Source organism: Neisseria sp. P0006.S009 (assembly GCF_051962915.1).
In the GTDB taxonomy this organism is placed as follows: Bacteria; Pseudomonadota; Gammaproteobacteria; order Burkholderiales; family Neisseriaceae; genus Neisseria; species Neisseria subflava_E.
Genome location: NZ_JBQCUV010000002.1, coordinates 371,041 through 395,819, shown reverse-complemented (window position 1 = coordinate 395,819; position 24,779 = coordinate 371,041). Strand labels below are relative to the sequence as shown.

Sequence of the window (24,779 nt, the reverse complement as noted above, 5' to 3'; positions counted from 1 at the left end):
GTTTTCAAAGACTTTGGAGCCATCATGACCGTCAAAACCCGTTTCGCCCCCAGCCCCACCGGCTACCTGCACATCGGCGGCGTACGCACCGCCTTGTTTTCATGGGCGTTTGCCCGCCATCATAAAGGCGAGTTCCTATTGCGTATCGAAGACACCGACTTGGCGCGCTCTACTGCCGAATCTGTCAACATCATCCTCGACGGCATGAAATGGGTCGGCCTGAACTACGACAACGCCGACAACATCGTGTACCAAACCCGCCGTTTCGACCGCTATAAAGAAGTCATCGCCGAACTCTTGGAAAAAGGCGCTGCCTACTACTGCTATTGCAGCAAAGAAGAGCTGGAAGCCATGCGCGAGAAAGCCGAAAAAGAAGGCACGGCAACTTACGACCGCCGCTGGCGCCCTGAAGAAGGCAAAACTCTGCCCGAAATCCCTGCCGACGTGCAACCTGTTGTCCGTTTCAAAACGCCTTTGGACGGCGTGACCAAATGGACGGACTTGGTCAAAGGCGAAATCTCCATCCCCAACGAAGCGCTCGACGACCTGATTATCGCCCGCGCCGACGGCACACCGACCTACAACTTCTGCGTTGTCGTGGACGACTACGACATGGGCGTTACCCACGTTATCCGCGGTGACGACCATGTGAACAACACCCCGAAACAAATCAACATATTAAAGGCCATCGGCGCTACCCTGCCTGAATACGGCCACCTGCCGATGATTCTTAACGAACAAGGCAAAAAAATCTCCAAACGCAGCGGCGATACCGTTGCCATCACCGATTTCGGCGCAATGGGTATCCTGCCCGAAGCCATGCTCAACTATCTGGCACGCTTGGGCTGGGCGCACGGCGACGACGAGTTCTTCACGATGGAACAATTCATCGAATGGTTTGATTTGAAAGACGTTTCCCCATCCCCAAGCCGCATGGATTTGAAGAAACTCTACTGGATCAACGGCGAACACATCAAAATCACCGCCAACGAAAAACTGGCCGAAATGGTGAAACCGCGTCTTGCCCTGCGCGATATCCACGAAACAAGCAAGCCTGCTTTGGAAGACGTGTTGGCATTGGTCAAAGACCGCGCCCAAGACCTGAACACGCTTGCCGACGAGTGCCTCTACTTCTACGTCAAACAAACGCCGGCCGAAGCAGACGTGCAGAAGCACTGGGACGACGAAGCCGCCGCCCGTATGCTGCGCTTTGCCGAACGCCTCGAAGGGCTGGAAGACTGGAACGCCGAAGCCATCCACGACCTCTTCAAACCTTTCTGCGACGAAGAAGGCATCAAAATGGGCAAACTCGGTATGCCCCTGCGCCTTGCTGTCTGCGGTACGGCGAAAACCCCAAGCGTCGATGCCGTATTGGCATTAATCGGCAAAGAAGAAGTGTTGAAACGGATTCGTTCGTAAGGCATGAATGATAAAAGGCCGTCTGAAATGTTTCAGACGGCCTTCTGGGTTGTCAAGATTTAGTCTTCAGACGTATAATCATTACGTTTTATAATGGTATGATTATGAAAAATATTTCTTTTAAAGTTATTCTAGTACTCATATTTATAATAATAGTGTTTATTTGTCTATTTTTTAGATTTTTTAATGGAAATAATAACTTATTCCCATTAATTCAAGGAAAAAATAGTATCCCTTTAATCGAGATTTTTAATGGGTATGATGAAGTTTGTATTCAAAAACCTTATGTATTGGAAACTGATTTTGAGAATAAATTAGGACAAGATTTATTTTTTTACAAAATGGCCGAAGATAAAACAATATTTTGGGGTAAAAAAAATGGAAAATTTGAGAAGGTTTATTACATTGAATCATGGCCTATGAACAAACAACCCGAAGTTTGTTATCCTGTAAATGAAAATATTTGTTTACAGGCAGAAATATCAAATAATTCAAATTTTTCTAACTTTAATTTAGGGAAGTGTGAAAATGAGTGATTACTATTTTAGTCCTAGTACTGTTAAGGAGTATGTAGCTGGTACTTTTGTGTCGCATGCAGTAAAAAAGGCTAATGAATATGGTGGCTTTGCAGGGGAAGATGATATAGACCCACATAATAATAGCTATGATGCATATAGACATGCTCTTTTAAGTGCAGTTATGACTCAAAATATTCAACAAGTAGCTGAAAATATATTAATATCTAATTCTGGTATTGCTTACTCTGTATCTCAGGATCAATTTCATGAATTATCCAAGGAAATAGGACGTGATCAAGCTAAAGCAATACTTGATGATCATGAAGATATTTCTAAAAAGCCTGCTAACATGAGTATGGAGGATTGGCAAAAAGAAGTTAACATGGATAAATGGAATAATGCCGTTGGACAAAAGGAATATTTCAAATGGGAACAAGCAATAATCAAAGGAGAAACTAAAGATCCATTGGAAAAATGGATCTATGATGCAGTAAAAAGAGGAGAGACAATAAATAATTTGGATGATAATCGCGTTTTTACTGAGGAAATGAAATTATCATTTAAAAATGAGAAAGAACAGCTACTACAATATTCACAGTCCTTTTTTGTATCCAAACTACAATCCCTTGCTCCTGAAACCCAAAATCTTTTCAATGCAGTAAAAGGACATCTAACCGAATACCATGAGAAAACTGGGATACCGATTGAGGAAGCAAAACTGCAAAACTCCGCAATGGCTCTTACTGCGTTGGGTTATTCCAAAAAAATGACAGATGTCACGCTGTTTAATGTAAAAGACGGACAGTATCTGATTGGTGAGCGTAATCCCGTATTGAATCGAGTATCTATGGATATGCAGACAGCAGCCTATATTCCGATAGAAGAAAGCCTTGCAAAGGTTCAGGAAGCGACGCAGCGTTTTGAGTATGAAGAACAACAAAGACAGTATGCTCAGTCACAAGCACAGGGGATGAGTCGTTCTTAAAACGTAATTGAAGGGAAGGCCGTCTGAAAATTTTTCAGACGGCCTTTTCTAATAAAACCAGAAAATAATGGAATAAGGCGGAGAATATGAGAAAATAATAGCCGCCTGCCTGTCACAACAGTTGATTGAATTAACTTTTATCGGCAGCCTGAATGTCCGGATTGGATAAAATAAACCATCAAGAACAAAGACCAACAAGCATATTATGTAAACTTGGCGGCTGAAAAATCGGCTCTGCGCTTTACTTTACAAATCAAACAACTTTAAAGGAAAACCCATGAAAAAAACCTTACTTGCCCTGATGATGTTATCCGCCGCCGCCGCGTATGCCGGTGAGGCGGAAGACCGTTTGCTGTCCGTCCAATCGGTTTACCGTGCCGCTTTGAATGAGCAAAACAGCAACGACAGCAAAATCATTTCCCTGCAAAGTGATTTGGAAAGCGCGCAGCGCCGTTTGCAGGCCGCGCAATCCGATATTGACCGTTTGAAAGTCGAAATTCAGACGGCCTTGGCTCAGAAAGAGCAGCAAAATGCCAAGCTGCAACAAGCCGGTCAGATGTTGGATGCGGCATGGAACGCCGTTTACGGTGTAGGCGGCAGCAAGGCGAAGTAATAATTTAGACATTGTATTATTTGCGTTTTACGATTCTTTTATCATATTTATAAGGAAACCTCATGTCCCTACCTCCCTGCCCGAAATGCCACTCGGAATACACTTACGAAGACGGCACTCAATACGTTTGCCCTGAGTGCGCCCATGAGTGGAACGAGGCCGATACTGCGGCTGTCGGCGATGATGCCTTGGAAGTCAAAGATGCCAACGGCGCGGTCTTGCAAGATGGCGATACGGTTGTCTTGATTAAAGATTTGAAAGTCAAAGGCAGCTCTATGGTCATCAAGCAAGGCACCAAAGTCAAAGGCATCCGCCTGCAAGAGGGCGACCACAATATAGGTTGCAAAATCGATGGCAGCGCGATGAACTTGAAATCTGAGTTCGTCAAAAAAGCCTAAAGATTTTATTTTTGAAAGGCCGTCTGAAATCCGAAGATTAGGATTTCAGACGGCCTTTACATATTTCATTCAAAACAAAATAAATATTTATTTAAAATTAAATAACTTTAATAGAGTTGAATTTCAGGCCGTCTGAAAAAGCGGCGGAAAAATGTTCCGCACATACGCGGGTGCAAAACCGTTAAAATAACGCTTTCCCCTATTCTACGGAACCATTATGCCTCAGCCGACCGCCAAACAGATTTTGCACGAAGTATTCGGTTATCCCGAATTTCGTGGCAAGCAGGAGGCTATCGTCAATGCTTTGGCCGGCGGCGAGAGTTTGATGGTGCTGATGCCGACGGGCGGGGGCAAGTCTTTGTGTTACCAGATTCCGGCGCTGATGCGCGAAGGCGTGGCGGTTGTCGTATCGCCGCTGATTGCGTTGATGAACGACCAAGTAGCCAGCCTGCATGTGGCCGGGATTGAAGCGGCGGCAGTCAACAGCAGTACGTCGGCAGATGGGGCGCGCGAGATTGCCGACAAGCTTGCCCAAGGCCGTCTGAAACTGCTTTATGTCGCGCCGGAACGCTTGGTTACCGACCGCTTTTTGCGTTTTCTCGACCAACAAACCGTCAGCCTGTTTGCCATTGATGAGGCGCATTGCGTCAGCCAATGGGGACACGATTTCCGCCCCGAATATCAACAGCTCGGCATGCTTGCCGAACGCTATCCGAACATCCCGCGCATCGCCCTGACCGCTACCGCCGATGCGGCCACGCGAGCTGACATCAAGCATTATCTGCACTTGGACAATGCGCCCGAATTTATCTCCAGCTTTGACCGTCCGAATATTTATTATCAGGTTATCGAAAAAAATAATGGCAAAAAACAATTGCTGGATTTCATCCGCAAGCAGATGCATGGGCAAAGCGGCATTGTGTATTGCTTAAGCCGCAAAAAAGTCGAGGATGTGGCTCAGTTTTTGTGTGAAAACGGCTTGGAGGCGATTCCGTATCATGCCGGTTTGAGCATGGACGTGCGCGAGGAAAACCAACGCCGCTTTACGCATGAAGACAATATTATTGTGGTGGCGACCGTGGCGTTCGGTATGGGCATAGACAAACCCGACGTGCGCTTTGTCGCCCATCTCGATATGCCCCAAAGTGTCGAACATTTTTATCAGGAATCGGGGCGCGCCGGCCGGGACGGGCTGCCTGCCGTGAGCTGGCTCTGTTACGGCTTGAACGATTGGGTGTTGCTGCGCGAACGGATTGCCGAAGGCAACAGCGACGAGGTGCAAAAGCAAATCGAAATGCAAAAACTCGATGCCATGCTTTCCGTCTGCGAAACCGCCGCCTGCCGCCGCGTACTGCTGCTCAAACATTTCGGCGAAGAATCCGAACCTTGCGGCCATTGCGATAACTGCCTGCATCCGCCTGTGCGGTTTGACGGCACAGTGTTGGTGCAAAAATTACTCAGCTGCGTGTACCGCGCCGGACAACGTTTTGCCGCTGGTTACATCACCAACCTTTTGCGCGGCAAAAGCGACGATTGGATACAGCGCAACGGCCATGACAAGTTATCCACATTCGGCATTGGCAGCGAACAGACTGACAAAGAATGGCGCAGCGTTATCCGCCAGTGCATCAGCTTGGGCTATCTCACCGTCAATGTCGAGCAACATCAAGCCCTGCAGTTGACCGAAGCGGCAAAAAAAGTCCTCAAGGGCGAAACCGAAGTTATGTTGCGTCCCCTGCGCCGCGAAAAAACGGCCACCCAAAAACCGAAAGACGATTGGTTGCGTACCGAGCGCGAAGAGCGTTTGTGGCAGGCATTGCGTCAATGGCGGCAACAACGCGCCCGGGCAGAGGAAGTGCCGGCCTATGTGGTTTGCGGCGACAAAACCCTGCGCGATATTGTCGAAAAAATGCCCCGAAGGTTGGAAGATTTACATCAAATCTACGGCTTGGGTGAGGCGAAAATCAATAAATTCGGTTTGGAGATACTCGACGTTTGCGAAACGGCTGAAGCCGGTACGGTTTCCACAGACAGCGCACAAGTTATCCACAGCTTGAGCGAGCGCGAACAGGCCTTAAAACGGGCTTTGGAAACTTGGCGCGAGCAGCAGGCAAGTGCCGATCAAGTAACGCTGGGTACGGTATTCTCCAACGAAAGCATGGATGATTTGTTGACCAATACGCCTGCCGAACCCATCGACCTTTTAGGTGTGTATAAGCTCGGCGAAAAACGTATAGAGCAATACGGCGAGGGCATTTTAAACATCTGCCGCCCGTTTTCAGACGGCCTGAGTGAAGAGGACAAACGCAAACGCCGATTGATGCGCTGCCTGCTTCAGTGGAACATCGATACTGCCCGCCATGAAGGCCTCGAAGCCTATCAGATATGCAGCAAAGTTACCCTGCGCGCGATTGCCGCCCGACGGCCGCAAGATTTGGCGGAGTTGGCGGAAATCCACGGCATGAATGAGGAGAAAATCGACAAATACGGCGCAGAAATTGTCGAATTGTGTAAACAAGCGGATTGATTGACCGCGTTCATCATTAAAGGCCGTCTGAAACCCAATCAAGCATGGTGTTTCAGACGGCCTTTTGAATTTTTAATCTTTATAAAACAATGAATAAGAAGATATCTTCATTTGTTTCGTCAGTTTTTTAAAGCTGCCGCGTCTAAACAGGCATGAAATATGGGATGGTGCCGATTGATTTTTCGTCCCATCCCATTCAACACACATTGATTAGGAAAATAAATGAACACCTCATCCAACCCCTCTTGGCAGGCTGCTTTCGGTTTGTTGACGCTCAGGCTTTTTGCCGCGTATGAATTTCTTGAGTCCGGTTTGGAAAAATGGAACGGGGAAAACTGGTTTGCAGAAATAAACAGTCAATTTCCCTTTCCGTTCAATTTGTTGTCGGATACGGTCAACTGGAATTTGGCCATGTGGGCGGAACTGGTTTTGCCTGCGCTGCTCATCGTCGGCTTGGCAACGCGGCTGTCCGCGCTGGGATTGATGGTCGTAACGGCTGTCGCATGGTCTGCGGTACATGCCGGCTTGGGTTACAATGTGTGCGACAACGGTTATAAAATAGCACTGATTTATTTGGTGGTTTTATTTCCTGTCCTATTGCAGGGCGCAGGCCGTCTGTCTTTGGATGCCCTGCTGAAGAAACGCTGTTGCCGTATCAAGCATTTTCTTTAAGGATTATCTTTAAGGATTAATGGTCGCGGGCCGACTTTAAATGCCCGATATTATCCCTTGATTTGTTTTTAAACCCATATTTTAAAAAGGAAGTTGAAATGAAAAAAAATGTAGCTGCTGCTCTGGCCGGTGCACTGTCCCTGTCTCTGGCTGCCGGTGTTGTTGCCGCTGATAAAGCCGCCAGCGACGTGGCTGTTGAGAAAACTGTTAAAGCTGCCGAAGGTAGTTGCGGCGCGGCTGCCAAAGCCGGTGAAGGTTCTTGCGGCGCGGCCATGAAAAAAGCACACGCCAAAAAAGGCAAAGCATCTAAAGCCAAAGCTGCCAAAGTAGTAGAAGGTAAATGCGGCGAAGGTAAATGCGGTTCTAAATAATCCTGCAATATACCTTTAACAAAGTCGCATTTTACAAACGAAAATGCGACTTTGTCGTTCATACGGCACCATAACAGGACATCACCATGATTCAACACGCAGGCTTGGGCTACCGCCGCGACTTGGCGGAAGACTTCCTCTCGCTTTCAGATGACAGCCCGATACGCTTTATCGAAGCCGCCCCCGAAAACTGGCTGAAAATGGGCGGCAGGGCGCGCAAACAGTTTGACCGCGTGGCGGAACGGCTGCCGCTGGCATTGCACGGATTATCCATGTCGTTGGGCGGACAAGCCCCACTGGATACCGATTTAATAGACGGAATCAAAGAAATGATGCGCCGTTATGACTGCACATTTTTCTCCGACCATTTGAGCTATTGCCACGACGGCGGTCATCTTTACGATTTGTTGCCGCTGCCTTTCACTGAAGAAATGGTGCAACATACAGCGCGGCGTATCCGCGAAGTGCAAGACCGGTTGGGCTGCCGCATCGCCGTAGAAAACACCTCCTACTACCTGCATTCTCCGCTTGCCGAAATGAATGAGGTCGAGTTCCTCAACGCGGTTGCCCGTGAAGCCGATTGTGGCATTCATTTGGATGTGAACAATATCTATGTCAACGCCGTCAATCACGGCCTGTTGTCGCCTGAAGCCTTTTTAGAGAATGTGGACGCAGAGCGCGTGTGCTATATCCATATTGCCGGACATGACGTGGAAACGCCGGAATTGTTGATTGATACGCATGGTGCGGCGGTATTGCCGACTGTTTGGGATTTGCTCGAACTGGCCTATGCCAAACTGCCGACGATTCCGCCCACCCTGTTGGAACGCGATTTCAATTTTCCGCCTTTTGCCGAACTCGAAGCCGAAGTCGCCAAAATCGCCGACTATCAAATGCGTGCCGGAAAGGAATACCGCCGTGCAGCCTGAAACTTCCGCCCAATACCAACACCGCTTTGCCAAAGCCATACGCGAAGGCAAAGCCGCAGACGGATTGCCGCGAGAGCGCCTGAATGTCTATATCCGACTGATACGCAACAATATTCACAGCTTTATCGACCGTTGTTATACCGAAACGCTGCAATACTTTGACAGCGAAGAATGGGGCCGTCTGAAAGAAGGTTTCGTCCGCGACGCATGTGCCCAAACGCCCTATTTTCAAGAAATCCCCGGCGAGTTCCTCCGATATTGCCAAAGCCTGCCGCTTTCAGACGACCTCTTGGCCTTGATGGACTTTGAACACACCCAGCTGCTCGCCGAAACCGCTCAAACCGACAGCGAAGCCTCGCCTGCCGATTCAGACGATTTGGCTTACACCCTTTCTCCCGCCGCCTTTGTGCGCCGTTATCAGTATGATGTGACGGACGAATTGCAGGAGGCGGAAACCGCCGTTTTGGTGTGGCGCGATAAGGAAGACGACGTGATGTATCAAACGCTCGACGATTTCGATGCCTTATTGCTGGAAACGCTGGCAGAAACGCCCACTTCCCTAAACGGCCTGCAAACCATGCTGGCAGAGTTCATGCCGTCTGAAAACGTTTGGCAGGACGCATTAAGGCAGAAATGGGCGGAATGGCTGGAACAGGGCATTTTGGTTGCGGCATAAACCAAGGCCGTCTGAAACGGGCGCAGTCGGTTTCGGCGAAACAAAAATACTACTGAAATCGTTTATAGATTCAATCGCATGCTCTTTCCGTATCAGCGTAAAATCAGAAGCATATTGATCATTCATTTCATACTGATACATTATGGCCCTACCCGAACTGACCGATGCCGAGCTTGCCGAATCCCGTAAACTGCTACTGCGCTTTGCCCATATCCAGCTGCCCGACCGCCCCGATTTGGCGGAAGACCTCGTACAGGAAACCATGCTTTCTGCCTACCGTGCAGCCGAGGGTTTCAAAGGCGACGCCCAAGTGAGCAGCTGGCTGTTTGCAATCTTAAAAAACAAAATTACCGACTGCCTGCGCCAAATCGGACGGCAACGCCAAGTTTTCGTCACGCGCGACGAGGAAGCCTTGGATGAAGCCTTTGAAGGACATTTTGCCGCTGATGGGCATTGGACGGATGAAGGACAACCTCAGGGTTGGGACTCGCCCGAAGCCAGTTTGAACAATAAAGAGTTCTACCAAGTTTTACAGACCTGCCTCTACCATCTGCCGGAAAACACCGCTCGCGTGTTTACCATGAAAGAAATTCTCGGTTTTTCAAGCGATGAAATCCGCGAGCAATGCGGCATCAGCCATGCCAACTATCACACCATCATGCACCGCGCGCGCGAAACCTTGCGCCAGTGCCTGCAAATCAAATGGTTCTCCCATGCCTGACAGGAAAACGCCATGAAAAAATGCCGCAAAATAACCGATCTGATTTCCAAACAGCAAGACCAAGTGCGTCTCAGTCTTTTTAACCGCATTGCCCTTGCCGTGCACCTGTCGCTCTGTCCCCGTTGCCGCGAATATAAGAAACAGCTCGAATTAATCAGCAACGCCATGCACAAGATGTTTCGATGATTCAAAAAAGGCCGTCTGAAACCTGCCCCTGTCAGTTTCAGACGGCCTTTTTGTATCTGTTTGATTTATCGCTAACCTTGAATAAGCTATGGTTTGCCGTTCACTTTTTTAGTTGCCTTTATTTTCAAACTTGCGCTGTCGGCCTTTGTCTTTTGAGGCATGGGAGAAAGATTCTAATACGGTAGAACAAGATAAAGGCCGTCTGAAAGATGAATTTCAGACGGCCTTTTTCACGGCTTTTAGTGTTGTTCTTCCGGCTCGGGTTCGTCTTTGCCGAACCAGTTGTCAAAGCGGATGGTGTATTTCAATTCGCCGCCGGATGAGCGTGTGCCGATGCGGGCAATGGCTTGGATGGCGCGGGTCAGTTGGTACACGAGTTTGACGGATTGTTCGGCGCTAGAGATGCCGTATTCGTAACCTGCGTAGAGGTTGTTGGTGAGCTGTTTGCCGACGGTCAGGACTTGTTCGGCAGGGTTGAGCTCGCCTGTTTGGGCATTGCGGCTGCGTTTGCTGGTAAAGCCCAAATCATCGACAAGGCCGATGCGGTCGTTGACTTGGCCGGCAAGCAGTGCGCTGGCGGCCGCAGAGAGCGTGGCATTGTCGCCGTCGCTGCCGCTGCTGGCACGGTTGAGGATGAGCCAGGAGAGTTTGTCTTTTTCACTCATGGCTTCTTTGGCAACCAAGGTTACGCGCGGATTGTTGAGGCTGCCGAGGACTTCGACACCTGCACCGACCGGGGAGAGACGGCGTTCGGCACGGATGTTGAGGTTTGGATTGGTCAGCGGGCCGACAAAGGAAACCGATCCTTTGGTGATGTCGAGGTCTTGGCCGTAGGCTTTGTAGCGGCCTTTGACAACGCGCACGGTACCGACGCCTTGGACGGCTTCGCCCGGACGGGACGTGATGGCCAGTTTGCCACCGATAGTAACGTCTGCGCCGTAGCCGACAAAACGGACATTGTCGTTGATGTTCAAGACAAGGTTCATATTAATCGGCGTGGTGGCCGTTGCTTCTTTTTTGGTTTCGCCCAGTACGACCACGTCGTCATCGAGGGTCGGCATGGAGGATTTTTGTGAACCGAACCTGCCGTAGTCGGTGTTGAGCGTGCCGTTGAGCGATACGCCTTTTTCCGGATTGTAGAGGACTTTGGCCGCGCCGGAGAGCTGCAGTTGGCGGTTTGGACGCGAGAGGGTGCGGTATTTGTCGAAGACGATGTCCACGTCGACATCGGGGTTGGCGTTGGCAAGGTTGACCGCGCCTTTGAGCTCAATCGTGCCGCCACGGTGGAATTTGAGGCTGTCGATGACCCATTTTTGACCCTGCAGGCGTGAACGCAATACGCCGTTGTCGAGAATCAGGCCTTGGGTTTGATGGCGGTAATAGAGGTTGTCGCCGTTAATCAGGCCGCTCAGTTGCGGATCGTTCAGACGGCCTGCCAAGTTGACGGCGGCGTTCAGACGGCCTTTGAGGGTTTGGCCGACGGGTAGGAAGTTACGGAAGACTTCGAGGTTGGCAACGTTCAGGTTGAGTTTGCCGCTCAGAGGGGCGGTATCGAAGCTGGTGCCTTGACCGATGTTGACGGTACCGTCGGCCCGGCCATAATTGGTTTGGAGGTCGAGGTTGCTGTTGACGGTAGGCGAACCGAGTCGGCCGCCGATGGTGGCGGTCGCGTTTAGACGGCCTGCAATGCCTTGGGCTGTCGCCGGCATAAAGGATTTGAGCGAGCCTAAATCGGGAACGCTGATATTGACTTTGCCGCTGACAGGGGCGTTGTTGATGTTGTTGCCGAACTGCTGGGCGATGCCGAGCGTGCCGTCAACTTTGCCGAAGCGGGTGTTGCCTTCCAGCGTGCTGTCGATGCGACCGTTTTGGAAACGGGTGCGCAGGGCGAGCGCGGAAAGTCCCAAAGGCTGTTTGTTTTTCGGGTCTTTGCTCGGCAGGATGATGTCGCCGCTTTGACGGTTGATGTTGAGAAAGCCGCGCGCGTTTTGACTGTACGCCAAATCCCAGTCGCCGCCCAAGACGAGGTTGTGTTCGATAGGCGGAGTGTAGAAGTTGTGTAATTCGGTAATGTGCAGATTTTGTGCGCTGCCTTTACTGGTAATGCCGGCTTTCTTGTCCCAAACGAAATTTTGCAGGTTGAGGTTGCCGCCCATGGCCGCCCAGCGCGCGCTGCTGAGGGAAACGCGTTCGCTACCGGCTTCGAGGTTGAGGCGGTTTTGCAGTTTGAGGTTGAACGCGCCGTTGATGTCGAGCGTGTCGACCGTGCCTTTCCATTGGGTTTGGTCTTTGTTGAGGCCGCCGGTGGCGTCGAGGTCGAGTTTGTAGCGTTTGTTGTCCACCGCCATGCTGCTGTTACCTCGGATGTGGTGGTGCGATCCTGTGCCGCTGATGAGCAGGTTGACGTTGTCGATCAGGGCCGCACCGCCGGAGACGGCGATGTGTTCGCCTTTAATATCGGCACTCAACGGACGGTTGGTATCTGGCGAACCTTTGAGCTTGAAGTCGAGGGTGCGGATGTTGACGGTATCGGCGACTTTGAAGTTGCGCGCTTCGCCGTTCAAATCGGCTTCAAGGGTTTTGAGGCCGTCTGAAAAGCTGCCGGAGATGTAGCCGCGCGCGTTGAGCAGGCCACCCAAGCCGAAGCCGAAACGCGACAAATCGGGGGCGGTAATATTGAGGTTGAGGTGGTCGCCTTTTTTGCCGAAGCTGCCGTTGGTTTTGACGATGTTGTTGCCAAGGGTCAGGTCGGTCAGGGCGCGCGCGAGGTGTTTGTTTTCATAGGCGACGTCGGCTTTGCCGCTGAGCGGAACGCCGTTGAGCGTACTCGGTGCAAACTGCATTTTGCCGGCGAATTTTTCTTGCGCCAGTATGCCGGTTAAGTTGATGTTGCCGTTGACGCTGCCTTGCGGAAGCTGCGGATCGATGCGCGCAGGGTTGAAGGCTTTGCTGACAATGTCCAGTTGCAGTTTGCGGTCTTTGAAGAGTTCGAGCGAGCCTTTGGCATTGAGTTCGCCGCCGTTTTGCGGAACCAGGCGGACTTTGTCGAGCTTGAGCGTGCGCTGGCCGAGCTGTTTGTCGGTTTGGAGAAACAGCATGCCGTCTGTACGCGCAAATCCGCTGTCGAGATTCCAGTTGACAACGGGGGAGGAGGTTTCGCCTTTGACGTCGATACTGCCGTTCAGACGGCCTGCGATGTTTTGACGGACAAAGTCGTCTGCGCCGGTATTGTTGATGCCCAGTGCGAGTTTGAGCTGGTCTTGGGCGGTATCGATTGATCCGGATACATCGATGCTGCCGTCTTTGAGCAGGTCGACGCCGATGTCTTCAATCATGACCGTGCCTTTATCGTCGACGATGAATTCGCCGAGGATGCGTTTGACGGGGATATGATTTTCATCGGCAAAACCGGCTTGGTCGTTTTCCAAGTCAATCGAGCCTTCCAGCGCAACGCCGTCTGTAAAGGACGGAATGGTGGTGGCATCGAAATTCAGGCGCGCTTTGGGCAGGCTGGGCAGGAAGGCCTGCGGATTGATGTTGGAACCTTTAACCAGGATTTCGCCAACGGTTTCGTTGAGGCTGTCGGCGAATGGGTGGATGGTGGATTTGGCAGACAAATGAACGTTGTCGCCGTCGAGCAGCAGGTCGGTGTACACGTCTTGCAGGCTGCCCCACAGGCGCACCGTGCTGTGTATGGTTTCGCCCTCAAGCTGGCCTTTGGTGTAGATGGCGGTATTGAGGACGTAGGGTTTGTTCAAACCGAGCACCACCGCGCCTGTCGAGCTGCTCCATGGCGTATCGGCAGTTTTGATGTGGAGGCGGTGTTCTTTTTTGTCGTAATGATAGGCTGCGTGCAGATGGTCGAGATAGACGGTCTGCTTGTCAAAACGCTTGCCCACGCTGATTTTGCCGGTTTCCAAACGGTCGAGATAGGCGGTAACGGGCAGGTCTATGCTGTCGGGCAGGCCTTTTGAAGGCTCTTCTTCTTTGGGCGGCGTGCGTTTGGTCACGATGGCGATGTCGCCGGCCACGACTTCGGTAATGTGCAAGGACGGACGGGTCAGTTCGGACGGTTTCCAATCAAAGCGGAAGCTGCTGATTTTGACATCCGCACCTTCTGTTTCAATCAACCATTTGTCACCTTCAAACCCGTCAATCAGCGTGCCTTTCAGCGTATCCGAAGAGATTTTGACGCCGAACCATGACGGGATTTTGTACAAACCGAAACGCAAACCCGATTCCGTACCGACCAGCCAGCCGATCGCGCCGGCGGAAACGGTCAATACGCCCAAGGCGGACAGGACAAGGCCGCGCAACAGGCGTTTTTTGCGCTTTGGCGGGGCGGGCTGTTGTTCAGACGGCGTGGAAGTGTTTGCAGTATCGGTCATGATATTTTTCTGTTTGTCTGTTGTTCAGACGGCCTGGAATGGCTGAGGCCGTCTGAAAGAATGGATGGTGTATGTTTGTTAAAATCTTGTGCCTAAGCTGATGTGCCAGCGGATTTTTTTGTCATGGTGGCCGTAGGCAATGTCGAAGGAGAACGGCGCAACCGGGCTGAACCAGCGCACGCCCAAGCCGGTACCGTGTTTTAAGGTCATGTGTTTGAAGTTGCTTGCCGCATCGCCGACATCGTGGAAGATGGCGCCGGAGAAGCTTTTGGTGACCGGGAATTGATATTCGAGGCTGCCGACCACCAAGGCGCGTTGCGGCAGGATGGAGCCGTTGGGGCCGGCCAAGCCGATGCTGTCGAGTTCGTAACCGCGTACAGAAGTTGCGCCGCCGGTGCGGAACATCAGGCTGGACGGCACTTCTTCGCCTTCGCGGGCATAAACATAGCCTGCCTGTCCGCGTACGATGAACGTACCGAGTTTTTTGTTTTCAGGCGTGAAGAAATAGCCTGCGCGTGCCGTGGCACGTGCCATTTGGGTGGAGGAGAGGAATTTGCCCAAGGTCGAGCCGATTTTGCCGTCGAGGTAGTAGCCGTTTTGAGGATGCAGCTCGGTTTCGATGCTTTGCCGTTTCCATGAGGCGGTCAGCATGGTGGCATGGCTTCGGCCCAAATCGTAGCTGGTGTCGGGGACTTTACGGTCTTCGGTAATGAATTCGAGGCCGAACCGGGCATCGATATTGTTGCGGTCGCGGACATACCAAATGCCGCTGCTCAGGGCGCGTTTTTCAAGGTTTTGCGTGGTCGAGCGGTTGTAGGAAACGTTGCTGGTCCAGTAGTTGCCGCGGTTGTTGCGCGGTTGGCTGATACCGGCGGCCAGCGTGGTTTCGTATTTGTCCATGTCCCAAACGATGGAACCGATGTAGCCCTTGTTAAAGAGGTTGTAATAGTCGTAGGCGATGCGGCCGCCGATTCCGTATTCGGAGTCGTAGCGGATACCGGTTTCCAGTTTGTGGCGTTTGACTTCGGTCACGTTGATTTTGACGGGAACGCGGTCGCCTTGCAGTTGGTCGAAGTCGGCTTGTACGGACGCGCCGGAATAGTGGCCGTTTTGTTCTAGCGCCTGTTGCAGGTCGAGGATTTTGTCCAAGTCGTAAGGCGAACCGGGGTGGAAACGCGCCATGCCAGAAACCACGCTCTCAGGGTAGCGGCGTGTGCCGGTGATTTGGAAATCGCCAAAGTAAATGGGGCGGTTGCTCTCCACGATGACGTTCAAGTCGGCTTTTTGGGTATTGGGATTAATGGTGGCTTGGGTGGTGGTGAGTTTTGCCAATGGATATTTTTTGCGTGTTACCGCGCTGAGTACGGAGGTTTTACTTGCACTCCAGCCGTCTTGGTCGAAGTTTTCGCCGACGGGCTGCTGCCAGTTTTCCATCGCATTTTGGTAGTATTCGGCCAAGTTGTCGTCATTCAATACGTCGCCGAGGATGGCCACGCTGACGTTGTCGACTTTGGTGCGTGGGCCGGTGGTGACGTTGACGGTGTAGCTCTCGCCGTGGTCTTGAATATTGACGTTGCTGTTGAAGTAGCCTTTGGTCCGGAGCATGGTTTTGACGTTGTCGGGTGCCTCTTCGGCGAGGAAGCCGACCTGCTCTTTATCCAGCTCTTCTTCCTGCTGCTGGGTAATCAGCGGCAGGTATTCTTCAAGCATTTCTTTGACTTCGCTGTCTTGGGTGTCGATTTTGACGGGGAATTTGGGCTTGAGTTTGCCTGTTTGGTCGTCTTTGGGCTGCTTGGGCATTTCGGATTCGGGAACAGCTTCGTAGTCTTCCGCTTTGGGAACGGAAGTATCTACTGCCAACGCGTGTCCGTAGGCGAGCGCCAATGATGCAAATAAAACAGGGTAGGTCAGTTTGGTCATGATGTGTGTTCGACAGCGACAATTCTTCAGTTTGGGGATTTTAACATTATTTCTGCAAGGTTTCAGGCTATGGTTATAAACGGAAATTTAGCGCGATAATGTTGCAAAATGTGACGTAAGGGCGGATTTTGGTTTGTTTCTATCTGATTGTAATATTTATGTTTTTGTATTTTGATTGATGAAGTTGCCTTTGTATTCGGCCTTATGGCGCAGATTTCAGGCCGTCTGAAAGCAAGATATAGAGAAGTAAAGCAACGGTATGGGCATACTTTAAAGTAGGGTTTGAGCGGGTTTGACTGTATTTTTGGTATAAAGTGCCAACTGTGTCATAAATGCTAAACTTTAATGCTGTTTTTGTGAGGTGTGCATGAAAACCTCGCCGACAAATGATTTTTTATTTTAGAATGTAAGACTTTTTTAACATATCTTTAAATTGAAGGAACGGATATGGCAAGTGGCAATCCGCTTTTAAACGCGATCAACAGCGTCAGCCTGGTGGTGCAAATCGCCATCGGCTTGGTTTTAGGTATTCTTGTGGGCGCAGTTGCGCCGCAAGTCGGTATCAGCGCAGGACTGCTGGGCAGCCTGTTTGTCGGTGCGCTTAAGGCTATTGCACCGATTTTGGTATTTGTTTTGGTGACTGCCGCCATTGCGCAACACCAAAAAGGCAATCAGGCCCACATCAAACCGATTTTAATTTTGTATATTTTCGGTACGTTTGCCGCGGCCGTGGTGGCAGTCATTGCCAGTATGGCATTCCCGACTACGCTGATTCTGCGTGCGGCCGGCGATGTATCCGTTGCGCCGCCTTCCGGCATTATCGAAGTGTTGAAAACGCTGCTGATGAATTTGGTGGCCAACCCGATTAACGCGCTGGCCAATGCCAACTATATCGGCATTTTGGCTTGGGCCCTGATATTGGGTGCGGCTTTGCGCCATCACGGTTCGGATACGACCCGCCAAGTGGCGGCCGATTTGGCCGATACCGTTTCGACCGTTGTGAAATGGATTATCCGTTTTGCGCCGCTGGGTATTTTCGGCTTGGTGTCCTCTACCATTGCGGAAACCGGTTTTGAAGCGCTTGCCGGCTATATGCAGCTGTTGGCCGTATTGCTCGGCTGTATGCTGTTTATTGCGTTGGTGGTCAACCCGATTATTGTGTGGTCGCAAATCCGCAGCAATCCTTTCCCGCTGGTGTTTACCTGCCTGCGCGAAAGCGGCGTGTATGCCTTCTTCACCCGTTCTTCCGCCGCCAACATCCCTGTGAACATGGCATTGGCGAAAAAACTGGGTCTGCACGAAGACACTTACTCTATCTCCATTCCATTGGGTGCAACCATCAATATGGCCGGTGCGGCCATTACCATTACCGTTTTGGCGATGGCTGCGGCGCACACGCAAGGCATTACGGTTGACTTCGCCACCGCCCTGCTGTTGAGCCTGGTGGCTACCGTCAGTGCGTGCGGTGCATCCGGTGTGGCCGGCGGCTCGTTGCTGCTGATTCCATTGGCGTGCAGCCTGTTCGGTATCGATAACGATGTGGCCATGCAGGTGGTTGCCGTCGGTTTCATCATCGGCGTGATTCAAGACTCTGCAGAAACGGCGTTGAACTCTTCCACCGACGTTTTGTTTACTGCCGCTGCCGATTTGGGTCGTCAACGTAAAGAGTAATTTTTAGGGTTAAGCCCAATCCGGCAAAGGCCGTCTGAAAAGTTTCAGACGGCCTTTGTTTTGGGCAAAGCAAAGGGATTTTTAGATGGCCAAGCCGATAGATTGGTTTGGTCGGACTGACGGTATCTGCTGTCATCAGTTGGATTTTTCCCGTAAAATACAGCCTTGAATGTATTTGAGTTATCCTTTTCAGACGGCCTGGCCGTCTTATCAAATTTGCAAAAACAATGATTAAAAAAATATTCTCATGGTTCGAGTCCCGCATCGATCCTTATCCCGAAGCCGCCCCGAAAACGCCAGAAAAAGGGTTGTGGCGGTTTATTTGGAGCAACATTGAAGGCGTGCGCAAATGGATTGCCGTGTTGGCCGTGTTTACGGTCGGCGTCGGCATTATGGAAGCCTTGATGTTCCAATTTATGGGCAAGGTGGTCGACTGGCTCGGCGCTTATACGCCGCAAACGCTTTTTGTTGAAAAAGGCCATGCATTAATCGGCATGATGGCCATGGTGGCATTTTTTGCCGTTTGGACCTTTTTCGCTTCCAATGTGCGCCTGCAAACCCTGCAAGGCGTGTTCCCCATGCGCCTGCGCTGGAATTTCCACCGCCTGATGCTGGGGCAGAGCCTGGGCTTTTATCAGGACGAATTTGCAGGACGCGTGTCCGCCAAAGTCATGCAGACCGCGCTGGCGCTGCGCGATGTCGTGATGACCGTTGCCGATATGGTTGTGTATGTGCTGGTGTACTTCATCACTTCCGGCGTGATTCTATCCTCATTCGATGCCTGGCTTATCGTGCCGTTTATCTGCTGGATGATTGGATTCGCGATGATTATGCGCTTTCTGATTCCCAAACTCGGCAAAACCGCTGCGCGTCAGGCCGATGCACGCTCGCTGATGACCGGCCGCATTACCGACGCCTACTCCAATATCGCCACCGTCAAACTTTTCTCCCACGGCGCGCGCGAGGCCGCTTATGCCAAGCAGTCGATGGAAGAGTTTATGGTAACCGTCCATGCCCAAATGCGTTTGGCAACGCTGCTGCACACCTGCAGCTTTATCGTCAACAGTTCGCTGACCGTCGGTACGACCGCCTTGGGTATTTGGCTTTGGTATCACGGCCAAGTCGGCGTAGGTGCGGTAGCCACGGCCACAGCCATGGCATTGCGTGTGAACGGTTTGTCGCAATACATCATGTGGGAATCTGCCCGATTGTTTGAAAACATCGGTACTGTCAACGACGGCATGGCCACCCTGTCCAAACCCCACACCATCCTCGACAAGCCGCAAGCCTTGCCGCTTAAAGTCACCCGAGGCGAAATCAAGTTTGATCATGTCGATTTCTCCTACGAAGCAGGCAAACCGCTTCTTAACGGCTTTAATCTGAACATCAAACCCGGCGAAAAAGTCGGCTTGATCGGCCGTAGCGGCGCGGGTAAATCCACCATCGTCAACCTGCTCCTACGCTTTTACGAACCGCAAAGCGGCACGATTTCGATCGACGGCCAAAACGTGGACAGCGTGACCCAAGAAAGTCTGCGCGCCCAAATCGGTTTGGTGACACAAGATACCTCCCTGCTGCACCGCTCCGTCCGTGACAACATTATCTACGGCCGTCCCGATGCAACCGAAGCCGAAATGATTTCCGCCGCCGAACGCGCCGAGGCCGCCGGTTTTATTCCAAACTTAAGCGATGCCAAAGGCCGACGCGGCTATGATGCGCACGTTGGCGAACGCGGCGTGAAACTTTCCGGCGGCCAGCGCCAACGCATCGCCATCGCCCGCGTTATGCTCAAAGACGCGCCGATTCTGTTGCTTGACGAAGCCACCAGCGCGCTCGACTCCGAAGTCGAAGCCGCCATCCAAGAAAGCCTCGACAAAATGATGGAAGGCAAAACCGTGATTGCCATCGCCCACCGCCTCTCCACCATCGCCGCGATGGACCGCCTCATCGTCTTGGACAAAGGCCGCATCATCGAAGAAGGCAGCCACACCGAGTTGCTCGAGAAACAAGGCCTGTACGCCAAACTTTGGGCGCACCAAAGCGGCGGCTTCTTGAGTGAGCATGTCGAGTGGGAAAACAATTAACGCTTTGAAAGAAGATAAAAGGCCGTCTGAAAACATTTTCAGACGGCCTTTATTAATGAAGCAAAGGGTAGGTGGGATAACCGCCCTTTGTCAGTTGAAACCTTAGTTTTTTACAGCCCCAGTGACCAAGCATTTTGGTGTTCGGACAAGTCTTCCAGGCGGTTTTCGTAATGGGCGAAGATTTCTTCGATGATTTCGTCTTCGTCGTCGATGACTCGAATCAAGTTCAAATCCTCTTCCAAAATCAGGTTTCTGCCCAGCAACTGCTCGCGTATCCAGTCCAACAGTCCCGCCCAAAATGCTTTGCCCACTAAGATAATCGGGCGGTCGGGCGTTTTGCCGGTTTGCACCAAAGTCAGGCTTTCAAACAATTCGTCCAGCGTGCCGAAACCGCCGGGTATGACGACATACGCCACGGCGTGTTTGACGAACATGACTTTGCGCGGGAAAAAGTGTTGGAATTTAATCGACAAATCCTGATAGGGATTGGCTTTTTGCTCGTGCGGCAACACGATATTCAGCCCCACCGCCGGACTTGCGCCTGCAAACGCGCCTTTGTTGGCCGCTTCCATAATGCCCGGCCCGCCGCCGGAAATGACGGAAAATCCGGCATCCGACAGTTTGCGGGCCAAGCGCAATGTGAACTCGTAGTCGGGATGGTTTTCAGGCGTGCGCGCGCTGCCGTAAATGCTGACGGCTGGTTGAATGGCGCGCAATTCTTCGCCGGCTTCGACAAATTCGGAAATAATCTTCAATACATGATACGACTCACGCGCCTGAATATCGCGGCGGGTTTCGTCGGGCAGCATGGGTTTGGGCAGTTTTTTGAGCAGGCTCACGGCTTTTCCTTCGTGTTTTTATGTGCGGTATTGTAACCCGAAAGGGGCGAGCCGTCTGAAAGTTGGGTTTCGGCGGCAAGTGTGCCTGCTACATTTTCAAAAGCCCGTTACAATATCTGCTTTTATTTTCACTGCTCCGCCATGCTAGATATTATCCACCGCGACAGCCGCACCATCGCCGTCAACAAACCTGCCGGAATGCTGGTGCACCGAAGCTGGTTAGACAAACACGAAACCCGTTTTGCCGTGCAGACCCTGCGCGACCAAATCGGGCAGCACGTCTATCCCGTCCATCGCCTCGACCGCCCGACTTCCGGCGTCTTGCTGTTTGCCCTCGATACGGAAGCCGCACGGTTATTGACGCAGCAGTTTGAAAACAAAACCATCGAAAAAAACTATTGGGCGATTGTTCGCGGTCATTTGCCTTCAGACGGCCTGATTGATTACGCCCTCAAATATATGCCCGACAAAATCGCCGAAGCGCAGACCGAAGCCACATTGCAGGAAGCGCAAACCGCCTACCGTTGTCTGGCACAAACCGAGTTGCCGTTCCAGTCCGCCCTGCGTTATCCGACCTCGCGTTATTCGTGGGCCGAACTCACGCCGCACACCGGCCGCAAACACCAACTCCGCCGCCATATGAAACACATTTTCCACCCCATCGTCGGCGACACCAACTACGGCGATTTGCGCCAAAACCATGCCGTTGCCGAACATATCGGCACGCAACGCCTGATGTTGCACGCGCGAAGCCTCAGTTTTCAAAGCATAGAAGACGGTAGTCGGATTACCGTAAACGCGCCGACAGACAACGACTGGCGGCTTTGGATGGAAAAATTCAAAACCGAGGCCGTTTGAAAATCCAAACTGCACATTTTCAGACGGCTCGGTCATGGAAAAAAACAGGCAAATCCCTTACAATACGCCCCTAAAATTTTGAAAGAACACAAGAATCATGGAAGCCGAAGTAATCAACCAGCTTAACAACACCCTAAACGACTTGGAGAAGCGCAGCGAAGACATCCGCGTCTATATGGACTACCAAGGCAAAAAAGACCGCCTTGAAGAAGTCGTCGGCCTCTCCGAAGACCCGGAACTCTGGAACGACCCCAAACGCGCCCAAGAAATCGGCAAAGAGCGCAAAATCCTCGAAGGCATCGTGGTGACCCTCGACAACATCGCCACAGGCATCGAAGACAACCGTATGTTGATCGAAATGGCTGTTGAAGAAAACGACGAAGAAGGTTTCGCAGCTGTACAGGAAGACGTGGCCGGTTTGGAAAAACAAATGGCCGACCTCGAATTCAAACGAATGTTCAACCAGCCTGCCGACCCGAACAACTGCTTTATCGACATTACCGCAGGCGCAGGCGGTACGGAAGCCGAAGACTGGGCAGGCATGCTGTTCCGCATGTACAGCCGTTACGCCGAGCGCAAAGGCTTCAAAATCGAAATCCTTGAGGAAGACGACGGCGAAATCGCAGGTATCAACCGCGCCACCATCCGTGTGGAAGGCGAATACGCCTACGGCCTGCTGCGTACCGAAACCGGCGTTCACCGCTTGGTTCGCTATTCGCCGTTTGACTCCAACAACAAACGCCACACGTCGTTCTCGTCCGTGTTCGTTTACCCCGAAATCGACGACTCCATCGAAATCGAAATCAACCCGGCCGATTTGCGTATCGACACTTACCGCGCATCCGGTGCCGGCGGTCAGCACATTAACAAAACTGACTCCGCCGTGCGTATTACCCACGAGCCGACAGGGATTGTGGTTCAATGTCAAAACGACCGTTCTCAACACGCCAACAAAGCCGCCGCGATGGAAATGTTGAAATCCAAACTGTACGAATTGGAAATGCGCAAACGCAATGAAGAGAAGCAGGCGTTGGAAGAAGGCAAGTCCGATGTGGGTTGGGGCAGCCAAATCCGTTCGTACGTCTTGGACTCCTCACGCATCAAAGACTTGCGTACAGGCTACGAAGTCGGCAACACCAAAGCCGTATTGGACGGCGACTTGGACGGCTTCATCGAAGCCAGCCTGAAACAAGGTGTGTAAACCGTAAGAGATAAAATGCCGTCTGAAAGATTTCAGACGGCATTTTTCAGTTTGAAAGAAACATTATTTTGCAAATATTAAAACATGTTTTGCAAATGCAAAGATTGGCGGTAATATATAGTTTCTATAAAAATGATTGGTAGGTGCAATAGGCCGTCTGAAGCCTAATCCTGTCCGATATATTAGGAGAACTTATTAAATGTCCGGTCAAAAGCTGTCTTCTGCCGAGAAAACTTTCTTCGGTCATCCTTTGCAATTATCCACCCTATTCCATATTGAGCTGTGGGAACGTTTTTCCTTCTACGGTATGCAGGGCATCCTGCTGATTTATCTGTATTACGCCGCGAATCAAGGCGGTTTGGGTATGGATAAGGCTTTGGCCGGCGGTATCGTTGGCGCATACGGCGGCAGCGTTTACCTGTCCACTATTCTCGGCGCATGGTTGGCCGACCGCATTTGGGGCGCGGAACGTACCCTGTTTATTGCCGGTATCGTCGTGATGACCGGCCATATTTTATTGGCGATTGTGCCGGGTTTGATGGGATTGCTGTTGGGCTTGGTGTTTATCGCACTGGGCAGCGGCGGCGTGAAATCGTCTGCCGGTTCGATGGTCGGCTCTTTGTATGAACGGGACGACCTGCGCGAATTGCGTGATGCCGGTTTCTCCATTTTCTATATTTCCATCAATATCGGCGGTTTCTTAGGCCCTTTGTTGACCGGTATTTTGCAAGACAGAATGGGATTCCATTACGGTTTCGGCGCGGCGGCCGTCGGTATGGCATTTGGCCTGCTGTGGTATTCGCGCGGCCGTAAAAACCTGCCGCATACGCCGGCTCCGAATCCGTTGCGCCCTGAAAAGATACAGACTGCAATAGCTGTCGGTGTGTTGCTGGTTTTGGTGTTGGGCAGCGTGATTGCTTCCGGCGCGCTTAATCTTGAGAATTTTTCACGCTGGCTCTTGGGCGTGGTCATTATCACTGTTATCGCTTATTTTGCACGCCTGCTGGGCAGCAGCCAGGTTGAGGCGGCCAATAAACGTTACATCATGGCCTATATTCCGTTGTTTTTGACCATTTGTATGTTCTGGGCGGTTTGGTTTCAGGTGTACACCGTTGCAACGGTTTATTTCGACGAAACGGTTGACCGTACTTTCTTCGGCTTTACCGTGCCTGTTTCATGGAAAGATTCGATACAGGCCATGTGGGTGGTTCTCTTTTCCGGCGTGATGGCGGCGGTGTGGACGAAAATGGGCAAACGCCAACCTAAAACGCCGTTGAAATTTGCGCTGGCCATGTTGATAACCGGTGTCTCTTATTTGTGTTTCATTCCGTATATTTCATCCGAGACCCCGATGCCGATTATCGTGTTTATGCTGGTGTTGCTGGCGATTACGATAGGTGAGTTGATGCTGTCGCCGATTTCGCTGTCGTTTTCCACTAAAATCGCACCGAGCATGTTTAAAACACAAATGGTTGCGTTGAATTTCTTAGCATTGTCCATCGGCTTTACCTTGGGCGGAGTGTTGTTTAAAGACTACTACAATGCTCAGTCGCCATTGGATTTCTACTGGATGCTGGCCACCATCGGCGCAGTAACCTGCGGTATCCTGCTGGTACTTACCCCGGTATTGAACCGCATGCTCAAAGGTGTCGATTGATTTTTCTATTTAAAATAATGTGATGTACGCAGGCCGTCTGAAAAGAATCAGTTTTCAGACGGCCTGATGCTTTTATTGAGGTTTGGGAAAGGACGGTTTTCCAGATTTTTGAAGTAAATCGGACAGGCGGAAAATCCGAATTAAAT

Annotated in this window: 20 protein-coding genes; 17 read left to right on the top strand and 3 right to left on the bottom strand. The window is 51.3% G+C overall.

Annotation, left to right across the window (positions count from 1 at the left end; translation table 11 throughout):
- Nucleotides 1-24: 24 nt before the first annotated feature.
- The 12 genes from gltX (at nucleotide 25) to ACTHTK_RS05605 (ending at nucleotide 10,015) form a co-directional block, all read left to right on the top strand.
- Nucleotides 25-1,419: a glutamate--tRNA ligase gene (gltX, locus tag ACTHTK_RS05660; protein WP_440378470.1), complete on the top strand. Its 1,395-nt coding sequence runs from the start codon at nucleotides 25-27 to the stop codon at nucleotides 1,417-1,419.
- Nucleotides 1,420-1,523: 104 nt separating this feature from the next.
- Nucleotides 1,524-1,955, top strand: coding sequence for a hypothetical protein (locus ACTHTK_RS05655; protein WP_440378469.1), 432 nt, complete (start codon nucleotides 1,524-1,526; stop codon nucleotides 1,953-1,955).
- On the top strand, nucleotides 1,948-2,922 hold the full coding sequence (locus ACTHTK_RS05650; protein ID WP_440378468.1) for a hypothetical protein: 975 nt from the start codon (nucleotides 1,948-1,950) through the stop codon (nucleotides 2,920-2,922). The genes ACTHTK_RS05655 and ACTHTK_RS05650 overlap by 8 nt, the downstream gene beginning before the upstream one ends.
- 277 nt (nucleotides 2,923-3,199) lie before the next feature.
- Nucleotides 3,200-3,535: a hypothetical protein gene (locus ACTHTK_RS05645; protein WP_440378467.1), complete on the top strand. Its 336-nt coding sequence runs from the start codon at nucleotides 3,200-3,202 to the stop codon at nucleotides 3,533-3,535.
- 62 nt (nucleotides 3,536-3,597) lie between these two features.
- Nucleotides 3,598-3,933, top strand: coding sequence for a zinc ribbon domain-containing protein YjdM (locus ACTHTK_RS05640; RefSeq protein ID WP_440378466.1), 336 nt, complete (start codon nucleotides 3,598-3,600; stop codon nucleotides 3,931-3,933).
- 217 nt (nucleotides 3,934-4,150) lie between these two features.
- On the top strand, nucleotides 4,151-6,460 hold the full coding sequence (gene recQ / locus ACTHTK_RS05635; protein ID WP_440378465.1) for a DNA helicase RecQ: 2,310 nt from the start codon (nucleotides 4,151-4,153) through the stop codon (nucleotides 6,458-6,460).
- A 222-nt stretch (nucleotides 6,461-6,682) separates the two neighbouring features.
- Nucleotides 6,683-7,132, top strand: a complete 450-nt coding sequence (locus ACTHTK_RS05630; RefSeq protein ID WP_004519155.1) for an HvfX family Cu-binding RiPP maturation protein — start codon at nucleotides 6,683-6,685, stop codon at nucleotides 7,130-7,132.
- Between the two features lie 98 nt (nucleotides 7,133-7,230).
- Nucleotides 7,231-7,503: a hypothetical protein gene (locus ACTHTK_RS05625; protein ID WP_107723897.1), complete on the top strand. Its 273-nt coding sequence runs from the start codon at nucleotides 7,231-7,233 to the stop codon at nucleotides 7,501-7,503.
- Between the two features lie 86 nt (nucleotides 7,504-7,589).
- A complete protein-coding gene (locus ACTHTK_RS05620; RefSeq protein ID WP_063068582.1) occupies nucleotides 7,590-8,432 on the top strand; it encodes an HvfB family MNIO-type RiPP peptide maturase in 843 nt (280 codons plus the stop codon).
- Nucleotides 8,422-9,108, top strand: coding sequence for an HvfC family RiPP maturation protein (locus ACTHTK_RS05615; RefSeq protein WP_107723896.1), 687 nt, complete (start codon nucleotides 8,422-8,424; stop codon nucleotides 9,106-9,108). The genes ACTHTK_RS05620 and ACTHTK_RS05615 overlap by 11 nt, the downstream gene beginning before the upstream one ends.
- A 142-nt stretch (nucleotides 9,109-9,250) precedes the next feature.
- A complete protein-coding gene (locus ACTHTK_RS05610; protein ID WP_063068580.1) occupies nucleotides 9,251-9,829 on the top strand; it encodes a sigma-70 family RNA polymerase sigma factor in 579 nt (192 codons plus the stop codon).
- Nucleotides 9,830-9,841: 12 nt separating this feature from the next.
- On the top strand, nucleotides 9,842-10,015 hold the full coding sequence (locus ACTHTK_RS05605; RefSeq protein WP_049323681.1) for a hypothetical protein: 174 nt from the start codon (nucleotides 9,842-9,844) through the stop codon (nucleotides 10,013-10,015).
- Between the two features lie 239 nt (nucleotides 10,016-10,254).
- On the opposite strand, the gene ACTHTK_RS05600 is transcribed toward ACTHTK_RS05605, so the two are convergent.
- Both ACTHTK_RS05600 and ACTHTK_RS05595 read right to left on the bottom strand, forming a co-directional pair.
- A complete protein-coding gene (locus ACTHTK_RS05600; protein WP_440378464.1) occupies nucleotides 10,255-14,403 on the bottom strand; it encodes a translocation/assembly module TamB domain-containing protein in 4,149 nt (1,382 codons plus the stop codon).
- Nucleotides 14,404-14,481: 78 nt separating this feature from the next.
- The gene (locus ACTHTK_RS05595) at nucleotides 14,482-16,323 is read right to left on the bottom strand and encodes an autotransporter assembly complex protein TamA (RefSeq protein WP_107723894.1); all 1,842 of its coding nucleotides are present in this window, start codon (nucleotides 16,321-16,323) and stop codon (nucleotides 14,482-14,484) included.
- A 447-nt stretch (nucleotides 16,324-16,770) separates the two neighbouring features.
- Between ACTHTK_RS05595 and sstT the strand changes: the two genes are divergently transcribed.
- Together sstT and ACTHTK_RS05585 are read left to right on the top strand one after the other, a co-directional pair.
- A complete protein-coding gene (sstT, locus tag ACTHTK_RS05590; protein WP_107723893.1) occupies nucleotides 16,771-17,994 on the top strand; it encodes a serine/threonine transporter SstT in 1,224 nt (407 codons plus the stop codon).
- A 227-nt stretch (nucleotides 17,995-18,221) separates the two neighbouring features.
- Nucleotides 18,222-20,078, top strand: a complete 1,857-nt coding sequence (locus ACTHTK_RS05585) for an ABC transporter ATP-binding protein (protein WP_107723892.1) — start codon at nucleotides 18,222-18,224, stop codon at nucleotides 20,076-20,078.
- Nucleotides 20,079-20,188: 110 nt separating this feature from the next.
- On the opposite strand, the gene ACTHTK_RS05580 is transcribed toward ACTHTK_RS05585, so the two are convergent.
- Nucleotides 20,189-20,917, bottom strand: a complete 729-nt coding sequence (locus ACTHTK_RS05580; RefSeq protein ID WP_107723891.1) for a TIGR00730 family Rossman fold protein — start codon at nucleotides 20,915-20,917, stop codon at nucleotides 20,189-20,191.
- Between the two features lie 141 nt (nucleotides 20,918-21,058).
- On the opposite strand from ACTHTK_RS05580, the gene truC reads away from it, so the two are divergent.
- The 3 genes from truC to ACTHTK_RS05565 all read left to right on the top strand — a co-directional run bounded on the left by truC (nucleotide 21,059) and on the right by ACTHTK_RS05565 (nucleotide 24,633).
- Nucleotides 21,059-21,775: a tRNA pseudouridine(65) synthase TruC gene (gene truC / locus ACTHTK_RS05575; RefSeq protein WP_107723890.1), complete on the top strand. Its 717-nt coding sequence runs from the start codon at nucleotides 21,059-21,061 to the stop codon at nucleotides 21,773-21,775.
- Between the two features lie 97 nt (nucleotides 21,776-21,872).
- Nucleotides 21,873-22,976, top strand: coding sequence for a peptide chain release factor 2 (prfB, locus tag ACTHTK_RS05570; protein ID WP_003681666.1), 1,104 nt, complete (start codon nucleotides 21,873-21,875; stop codon nucleotides 22,974-22,976).
- A 199-nt stretch (nucleotides 22,977-23,175) separates the two neighbouring features.
- Nucleotides 23,176-24,633: an oligopeptide:H+ symporter gene (locus ACTHTK_RS05565; RefSeq protein ID WP_107723889.1), complete on the top strand. Its 1,458-nt coding sequence runs from the start codon at nucleotides 23,176-23,178 to the stop codon at nucleotides 24,631-24,633.
- Nucleotides 24,634-24,779: the final 146 nt, after the last annotated feature.